This window comes from Candidatus Cybelea sp., assembly GCA_036489315.1.
Taxonomy (GTDB): Bacteria; Vulcanimicrobiota; Vulcanimicrobiia; order Vulcanimicrobiales; family Vulcanimicrobiaceae; genus Cybelea.
On the sequence record DASXFZ010000050.1, the window covers coordinates 22,040 to 30,742 of the forward strand.

Sequence of the window (8,703 nt, forward strand, 5' to 3'; positions counted from 1 at the left end):
GTGAGCGATTTCCCGATCTGGGTCTTTATCGGTTCCAAAGGCGGAACCGGGACAACGACGCTGTGCCGCGAGTTGGCGCGGGCAATGCACGAGAAGCAGAGCGTCGGCTTCGTCGACGCGGATTTAAGCGGAAGCCGCAGTGCGGCCGTCCTCTTCGACGCGGTACGAAATCTCGACGCAGAGCGCGACGGCTCATCGGTTGCAAGCGTACGCGCGGACGGTGTAACGCTCGTCGAACTCGTCAATCGCTACGACTCCGCCTTCACGTTGGACGAGCAGAGCGTTGAAGGCTTCCTGGAGACCTTATCCGGGCTCGATCAGATCATCGTCGACGCGCCCCAACCTTTTGCTGCGGCGGTGCGGCCATTCATGGCGCGCGCGCGCCGCATCTTCATCGTCTTAGAGCCAACGCTTTTGGGCGTAGCCGGGGCGCAATCGCTGCTCGCCGATCTCCAACGCTTCGGCATGCCGGCCGATCACATCGTCCTGATTACGAACACGCGGAGCGAGACCGGCACGGTAGCGCGCAGCGAGGTTGAGCGTGGCCTGGGGAGCAAACTGGTCGCGGAGATCCCGCTCTCGACGAGCCGTTCGTATGCCAAGAGCATCGCGGCGCTGCAGAACTACATGCAGTCCCTTCCGACTGTTTCAGAGAGCCTGATGCTTCAGCCGTCGGTCGCCGGCCCTTACGCTCCGAGCGCACATGGCAACGGCGTTGCGAAGAGCGTTACGACCGCCCCGGACGCGAAGCGCCAGGCATTCAAGGCCGAAGTGCACAGCGCGCTGATACGCCAGTTCGATCTCGCAACGGCGGGGTCGGTTCAGGGTGACGCCGCCAAGCTCGCCGAGCTGCGCTCGAGGGTTGAGGAGATCGCCGCTCGGCTCGTATCGGAGCGAAAATTTGCCGGATCGGCCGAAGATCTCGCCGATCTGCGCCGCGAGATCGTCGACGAGGCGCTCGGGCTGGGACCGCTGGAAGATCTGCTGCGCGATCCCGACGTGACCGAGGTCATGGTCAACGGCCCCGAGATGATCTACGTCGAACGCCGCGGTAAGATCGAGCGAACGGCGAAGCGCTTCGCCGACGATCGGCAGCTTCGGCTCATCATCGAACGGATCATCACCCCGCTTGGCCGCCGCATCGACGAGGCTTCGCCGATGGTCGATGCGCGTTTGCCCGACGGCTCGCGCGTCAACGCCATCATCGATCCGATCGCCATCGACGGTACCGCGATGACGATTCGCCGGTTTGGGCACAACCGCCTGACCGCCGATGACCTGGTGAGGATCGGCGCCGCCCCGCCGCCGATGCTCGAGTTCTTGCGAGCCGCGGTCCAGGCGCGGCTCAACTGCGTGGTCAGCGGAGGCACGGGCTCGGGCAAGACGACCTTCCTCAACATCCTCTCGTCGTATCTTCCCGATCGCGAGCGCATCGTCACGATCGAAGACGCGGCGGAACTACTGCTCAATCAGTCGCACGTTATCCGCCTCGAAGCACGGCCTCCCAATATCGAGGGCAGCGGCGAGATCCGAATTCGTGATCTCTTCCGCAACGCTCTGCGTATGCGCCCCGACCGGATTATCATCGGTGAGTGCCGCGGCGCCGAAGCGCTCGACATGCTTCAAGCGATGAACACCGGCCACGACGGTTCGCTTACGACGATCCACGCGAACAGTCAGCGCGACGCGATCTCGCGTATCGAGACGATGGTGCTGATGGCCGGCTTCGACCTGCCGATTCGCGCGATCCGCGAACAGATCGCCAGCGCCCTCGATCTCGTCGTGCACACCTCACGCCTACGCGACGGTTCGCGCAAGGTGATCGGCATCAGCGAGGTTGTCGGTATGGAAGGCGACATCGTGACGATGCAGGAGATCATCCGCTTCGCAAAGCGCGGCATCGACAAAGAGAATAATGTCGTCGGCGAGTTCGTCTTTACGGGAATTCAGCCGATTAGCGTCAAGCGTTTCGAAGAGTACGGCATCCCGTACGACCCGCGCACGCTTAACGAGCTGGCGTTGCAGGCGGCATGGTAGGCTCGCTCGCGCCCGTTGCCATCTTTGCGGGCGTCGCCGCAACGGTTTTCTGCATATTTTTTGCAGTTTGGAGCACCATTAACCGTCGCGCCACCGAGCGCGTCAACAGTGTCTCCGACCGCCTCGATCGTGCCGGGATCCGCATGCGTTCGCAGGAGATCGTGCTCACGGTCGCCTCCGGCATCGCGATCGTTTGGATCGCGATCGTCCTCCTGATGCATACCGGGCTCCTCGCCTCCTTGATCCTGCTTCCGGCCGTCGCAGTGGCCGGCGCGTTACTTTTTTACGTATATGTCGACTTTCGGACGAAGCGCCGCATGGATGCCTTCGGCACGCAGCTCGAGCCCGCGATGCGCCTCATGGCGGGCGGCTTGCGCGTCGGCCTCGGCTTGCGGCAAGCGATGGCGGTCGTCATCGAAGAGCTGCCCGATCCGGCGCAACATGAGTTTCGGCGGGTGATCGGCCAAACCAACCTCGGCGCGAGCATGTTCGACGCGATGGATGCCATGGCAGATCGCATGCCAAGCCACGAGTCGAAAATGATTGCGCGAGTCTTTCGCGTTCAGTCCGAGACGGGCGGCGACTTGGCGAAGATCCTCGACCAGCTCGCCGACACGATCAAAGATCGCCGGCAAGTGCAGCGAAAGGTTTCGGCGCTCACGGCCGAGGGCCGTATGAGCGCGTGGGTGCTGATGCTGATTCCGATTGCGCTGGGATTGTTCATCTACGCGACCCAAGAGACGATGGCCCATGCCTTGCTTTATACCTTTCTCGGGCATATCGTGATCTTGATTATCATCGGGCTCGAGATCGGTGCCTATTTCTGGCTTCGCATGATTCTGAAGGTGAACGTCTGATGCCGGGCGGTATCATTCTGCTGATCTCGGCGCTCTTTGCGATCTCGGCCTTTCTGTTGACGCTTTCGCTCATCCCGAGCAGAAGCGCGCTTACCGAGCAGCTCGAGGTTCTCAAAGCGCGCGAAGGTCCCAAGAAGGATCCGCTGCCGGCCCCGATTATGGAACGGATCATGCCGCCGGATCGCCGGGCATTTCTCACAAAGAAGCTCGCGGAAGCCGGCTGGTACACCACGACGCCCGTTCAGTTCGTCATGCGCATGCTCGGCGGCGCGTGCCTCGGCCTGATGCTCTCCCTGGTTGCCTGGAAGATCGTCGGCTTCGCGATCGGTTACCTCATTCCAGTGATGCTGGTCACGACATTTTGCTTCGGGTACGCACCGATGTTCATGCTCAACGGCGCCATCGAGAAACGCAAGAGCGCTATCCAGAAGGGATTGCCGGAGTTTCTCGATATGGTCTCCGCGACCGTATCGGCCGGACTTGCCCTCAACGCGGCACTGGGATACGCGGTCGAAGCGGTGCCAGGCCCGCTGGGCGACGAGATAAAGGAAGCGCTTTCGGAGATCCGCCTCGGGCGCGGTCGCGCCGACGCGCTTAAAGCCGTGGGCGATCGCACGAATCAAACGGCGCTGCGCAACGCGTTGCGCGTCATGACGCAGGCCGAGAAGCTGGGCGCAAATATCAGCAAGATGCTCAACGACCTTGCCGCCGACGCGCGCCACCAACGCTTGATGCTGGTTGAAGAGATCGCGGCGAAGCTCCCGGTAAAGATGGTCTTTCCGATGGTGCTGTTCATGATCCCCGCGATCGTCACAGTCATTTTCGGTGCGGTCGCCGCTAACTATTTCGCGCCAAAGTGATCGCGCTGCTCTGCGCCGTCTTCTTCGCCCTGCTGGCGTATATCGCGGCGACCTGCAGCGCTTTCGTCTGCGCCGGCGTCCCTCCCGCGGATGACGGGCCGCCGGCCGGCAAAGCGCCTCAGCTTCTCCTGATTGGCGCGGCGGCCGTCCTCGGTGCCGTCATGGCGTACCTCGGAGCGCAGCCGCTGCAGCTCGGCGTTGCAGCGATTGTGGTGTTCGCGTTAGTCGCCTGCTGGTGCAGTGATGCGGCCTGCGGTATCGTACCCGATGTCTTTACCCTCGGCCCGTTAGCCGCTCTCCTTTTCTTTGCGGCGGCGCAGCGCAACTGGTGGATGATCGTCTCAGCTATCCTCCTCATCATTCCATTTGCCGCTGCGGCGATCTTCTCTCGTGGGTACGGCATGGGCTGGGGCGATGTGAAGCTCGTCGCACTAAGTGGGGCCGTCCTCGGGGCTCCGCTCGGAGCCTTCGCCATGGCGATCGCTTGTGCGATTGCCGTTATCGCCCACCGATTCGGAAAGACGCGCAACTCGCCCATAGCTTTTGCGCCGTATATTGCGGCTCTTACCGGGGTCGCGCTCCCGTTGGGCCTCACCCACTGAGCCTGACGCGCGTTGCGGTCGTGCTTTGGGGTGCTCTTTTAGTAGTTCTCGGCCCGATTCGCGCCCCCGGCGACGGTGATCTGTATTGGCAACGCTGGCTCGGCGAACTAATGCTTCGAACGCATCGTATCCCCAACGTTCTCGGCCCCCAGACGTTCACGGCACCGCGGGCAGCATGGGTGCCGCAGGAGTGGCTCTTCAGCCTCTTCGTCGCGCTCGCGCGCGATTTTCGAGTCTTTCCGTTGTTCGCTATCGCCATTAGCGCGTTGCCGCTCTGGATATTGATCTCGATTTATCTGCGATCGCGCGGCACGGCACGGCCCGAAGCGATCGGGATCGCGTGTTTCTTCTGCGGCATTGCTCTGCTCGAGTCGTTTGGAATTCGCGCGCAGGTGCTTGGCTGGGCAGCGCTCGCGGCGTTTTTATATTTTCTCGAACGGGACGACGGCTGGTATTACGCCGCCTTTCCGGTCGCCGTGATCTGGGCCAACGTTCATGCGAGCGTCGCGCTCGCACCGCTCATCGTTGGTGCGCGCCTCGCGGCCGCCGGCCTCGGCGGCGCTTCGCCGCTATGCAAAAGCCGTGATCTGTTTATGCTGCCCCTTGCGCTGCTCGCGATGTTCTTGACGCCGCTAGGCTGGCGAATACCCGAACTCGCCCTAACCCTTGCCGCCAGCCCGATTCGCCATTACATCACCGAGTGGCAGCCCCCGACGTTACGGGACGTCTCATTTGCTTTGGGCGCCCTGCCGTTAGCGTTAGCCGCGGTGATGGGCGGGGGTCAAAGGCTATGGCAGGATCGTTTACGGAGCTTTCCCGCCGCCCTCCTATTCGCGGCCGCGTTGTTTGCGTCACGGAATGTCCCCCTGTTCGCCATCGCGGCGGCGCCCCTCGCGGCTTCCGGACTCTCTTGGCGCTTTCGCTTTTTGGAGCGGCTCGAAGCCAAGCTCCGTGAGCTCGAAGGATTTGCCCTGGTAAGCATTTGCGTCGCCATCGGGCTCTCGGCGCTTGCTCTTTTCCGAACCCAACAACACTCGCCGCCCCGGCTCCCTCTAGAGAGCATTGCTTTTCTCGCGGGTGACGAGCAACGCCATCGTCTTTTCTGCGAAGACTTTTCCTGGTGCAGTGTCGCGCTGGGATACCCGCGCCTTAGCGTGTTTATCGATGGGCGGTGCGACGGCTACCCGATCGGGATCTGGCGCCAGTACATTACGGCGATCCACGCCCCTTCCTCATGGGAGAGACCACTGCAAGACCATAACGTCGATAGCGTCATCGCGTTCCGCGGCAGCCGCCTCGACGAGAGACTTACGACGAGTGTGAGTTGGAAACTCGCCGAGCGCGATAGCGCCTACGAGCTCTTCAGGCGTGAGTAACGCACGGGCTACGACGGCCGCCCTTTTGGCCATCCTCGTCAGCGGGCTCGTGAGCGCGTACTGGGCGTTTCACGTTCCCATATTTCAGGCACCGGACGAACCGGCGCACTTCGACTATGCGATCTCCATTTACAACGCACATCGTCTCGTGCGTCTAAGCGATGGCAAACCAGGTTGGATCGTGAGCCCTTATACAAATTATTTGCTGCGGGCTTCCGATTTCGAAAGGATCGCCTGGCACTCGTCGATGCGCGTTCCGGCGGGCTACGGCACTCAGAGCTTCTTCTCGCATCTCGATTCCAACGCGCCGAATCTGCATACGCCGCTCGCACCTACCGGCGAGATCAATTATATTGTTCCAACCTATCCATTCGGCTTTTACGCCCTTGAGGCCGTCTGGATGCACACCGTCGCGCTCTTCACGGGATCCATCGTTACCGTCTTTTTTGCTGCGCGTCTTCTTTGCGTTTTGCTCACGATGGCCGCGCTTGGTTTCAATTATTGGACCGCTATCAGGCTAGGACTCCCACGCTGGGCGAGCGTGGCGCTTGTCGCCGCAATCGGGCTTTTGCCATTGACTTCGTTTGTGTCGTCCTACATTCAGCCTGATAATCTAGCCTATGCGCTGGTTTCTGCGGCGCTCTTTTTTGCCGTGACGCTACGTCGCAATCGCTCGCCGGTAACACTGTGCGGACTCGCCCTCTCGCTCGGGTTTCTCGCCGTTACTAAATATCAGTTCTTTCTCGCCACCGCCGTTCCGAGCTTAGCGCTGGTAGCCCTATCGCTGCGAAATGGGCGCCGCTCCGGGTGGCTGAGCGCGCTACGCGTGGGCGCGGTGCTTTTGCCGTCGCTGGCCCTATTGAGCGTTCAGCGGTTCTACGTTGATGCTTCGTCTACGCGCGGCGTTCTTCTCACGCCGTCGCATAGTGACTACCTTCTCAACATCGCCGCTCTGGGCGCACGACCCTTATTCGCCTATTTGGCTGCTAATACGGTCGGCGCATTTTCAGAGTGCTTCAACACTGGGCTGTGTGCGGCTACCTTCTGGCAGGTCGTGGGCTGGTTCGACACGCCGATCGTCATCGTCAGCGCCAATGTCGAGCGCATCATGCGAGTGATAATTAGCCTGGCTAGCATCGTCACGGCGATCTTGGTCGCCTATCTGGTTGCACGGAATTTCTCCCGGCTTCTGGCTTGCGCGGTCCGCGGACATTGGAGGGCCGCACTACGTGCGGCCGCCGGCGACTCCGTATTAAACTCTTACCTGCTTTTCGTGGGCTTAATCCTCGTGCTGTATCTCATGACAAACAACTCGTTTGCGATCGAAGGGCGGCACTGGTACCCCTTTATATTCGCGTCGTTTCTTTGCTTCGTATGGTACGCACCGCGTGCTCTGGGCCGGAGAAAGACCGCGATCCCGACGGCACTTGCAATCACTTTGCTCGCCTACTCGTTGCTCGCGTCGGGGTACGCGGCAGCATCGGTGTCGCAGCGCTACTACGGCCCGCAAACCACAGGATTCGTTTCGGAGTATCCGCTGGGCCGAGTCGTGCCGGGCTCGGCCGGAGTGCTCTGGTCAGTGGTCGACGCACGGTATCACGCGGTTTCGGAGACTCCGTTCTCTTATTCTCCCGGGACGCGCTTGCTGGCAAGCGGCGGCGTCTTTCCGAGCGAGGGCCGCTTTCCTACGGTTACGTCCGTCGTGCTCGACCAACGCGTCGCCATCCCGGTACTGAGCAACCAATATCATCTCCGGGTGGGAGAAGCGGCGCATGATTTCCGCAACGGTTACGATGCATTTTATGCTTTTCTGAGCACGCGCGGCCTTCGGGACGGGCCCCACCTGGTCACCGCATATGCGCAGGTGCCGGGCCGCAATGCCTTCCAAAGCATCTTTCCCGCGCGGGTCTTCTTCATTACAGAGAACGATGGCAGCTTACCGCCATCTATTATGCGCGTGCTCGCGAAAGCTCCCATTCTCGGCGGAGAAATGGCGGCGGCGGGCGTCTGCAAAGGGACAGCACTGTTGGACCGAGGGGACGTGAGCGCTCGCCCCGGTGCCGCACTTTTGTTTGCCGGTCGCATAGATCGTGCCGCGAATCTGCAGCCGATCGCGGTTTGGTTCTTAGTGAACTCCCGACCGGTTCCGGGACGGCTGGCAAGTGGCGGCGGCTCCTTCGCTGGGATCGTTCCCACCGTGGACCTCGCGCCCGGCTTGTACCGCGTTGCGGCCTATGCCATTCTTAAGGGCGCACCTCGACCGGTTCGAATCGGCGGGGTGGCCAGGTTTAGGATCGTCCCGGGCAAACCCGGTGCAGGCCTCCAGCCGCGTGCCCCTGCCGCATGCAGTGACCCCTTCGGACAACTTGCCCAAGTGTAATGCAAATTTCGTTACAGGAGCCTTTTATGGATCGTCGAGATTTTCTAACAGCGCTCGTCTCCGCCGCTCTCGTGGGGATGTCGCCGGCTGCCGTTCGGGCTGCCGTGCCCAGCGCTGCCAACCGCGTTCTCTGGTTGCGGCGGGCAGGCTCCTCCGACGAAGTTATGACCTCGTTCTGCGTTGATGGAAGAACCGTCTACCAGCCCGGTTACCAGGCCATCTGCTGGCTCATGCGGGATCGCAACGTTTCCCCCTCGTTAGGCTACGTTCAGATGGACATCATCGAGATCGAAGCGCTCTGGGAGGTACAACAGGCGCTTGCGCTGCACGGTATCAGGCAACCACTCGTCATCACGAGTGGCTATCGTTCCCCGCAAACAAACGCTGCCATCGAAAACGCTGCCCGCAACAGCATGCACCTTTACGCAAAGGCAGCGGATATGTATGTCGCCGGCGTGCCGATGCAGCAGCTCTTCGATACCTGCTGGTCGCGTGCAGTCTCCGGCGGGATCGGCTACTACGACAGCCACGTCCACCTGGATTCCGGTACTCGACGCTGGTGGGTGGGTGATCTCGAAGTCCCGGCCATGG

7 protein-coding genes are annotated in these 8,703 nt (G+C 61.5%); all 7 read left to right on the plus strand.

Going from position 1 to position 8,703, the window contains the following annotated elements; genetic code table 11:
- Nucleotides 1-2,037, plus strand: a complete 2,037-nt coding sequence (locus tag VGG51_11285; GenBank protein HEY1883612.1) for an ATPase, T2SS/T4P/T4SS family — start codon at nucleotides 1-3, stop codon at nucleotides 2,035-2,037.
- Nucleotides 2,031-2,894 carry a type II secretion system F family protein gene (locus VGG51_11290; protein HEY1883613.1) on the plus strand — a complete coding sequence of 288 codons (864 nt, stop codon included), beginning with the start codon at nucleotides 2,031-2,033 and terminating at the stop codon, nucleotides 2,892-2,894. Before VGG51_11285 ends, VGG51_11290 begins: the two co-directional genes overlap by 7 nt.
- Nucleotides 2,894-3,754 carry a type II secretion system F family protein gene (locus VGG51_11295; GenBank protein HEY1883614.1) on the plus strand — a complete coding sequence of 287 codons (861 nt, stop codon included), beginning with the start codon at nucleotides 2,894-2,896 and terminating at the stop codon, nucleotides 3,752-3,754. Before VGG51_11290 ends, VGG51_11295 begins: the two co-directional genes overlap by 1 nt.
- The gene (locus VGG51_11300; GenBank protein HEY1883615.1) at nucleotides 3,751-4,356 is read left to right on the plus strand and encodes a prepilin peptidase; all 606 of its coding nucleotides are present in this window, start codon (nucleotides 3,751-3,753) and stop codon (nucleotides 4,354-4,356) included. The genes VGG51_11295 and VGG51_11300 overlap by 4 nt, the downstream gene beginning before the upstream one ends.
- Nucleotides 4,357-4,466: 110 nt before the next feature.
- The gene (locus VGG51_11305; protein ID HEY1883616.1) at nucleotides 4,467-5,732 is read left to right on the plus strand and encodes a hypothetical protein; all 1,266 of its coding nucleotides are present in this window, start codon (nucleotides 4,467-4,469) and stop codon (nucleotides 5,730-5,732) included.
- Nucleotides 5,725-8,112, plus strand: coding sequence for a DUF2142 domain-containing protein (locus VGG51_11310; GenBank protein HEY1883617.1), 2,388 nt, complete (start codon nucleotides 5,725-5,727; stop codon nucleotides 8,110-8,112). Before VGG51_11305 ends, VGG51_11310 begins: the two co-directional genes overlap by 8 nt.
- A gap of 26 nt (nucleotides 8,113-8,138) precedes the next feature.
- The coding region (locus VGG51_11315) for a DUF882 domain-containing protein (protein ID HEY1883618.1) at nucleotides 8,139-8,703 on the plus strand (565 nt) is incomplete at its 3' end.

What these genes read in the sequence shown, in the direction of transcription:
- VGG51_11290 (HEY1883613.1), top strand. Translation starts at nt 2,031, where the DNA reads ATGGTAGGCTCGCTCGCGCCCGTTGCCATCTTTGCGGGCGTCGCCGCA.
- VGG51_11295 (HEY1883614.1), top strand. Translation starts at nt 2,894, where the DNA reads ATGCCGGGCGGTATCATTCTGCTGATCTCGGCGCTCTTTGCGATCTCG.
- VGG51_11305 (HEY1883616.1), top strand. Translation starts at nt 4,467, where the DNA reads ATGCTTCGAACGCATCGTATCCCCAACGTTCTCGGCCCCCAGACGTTC.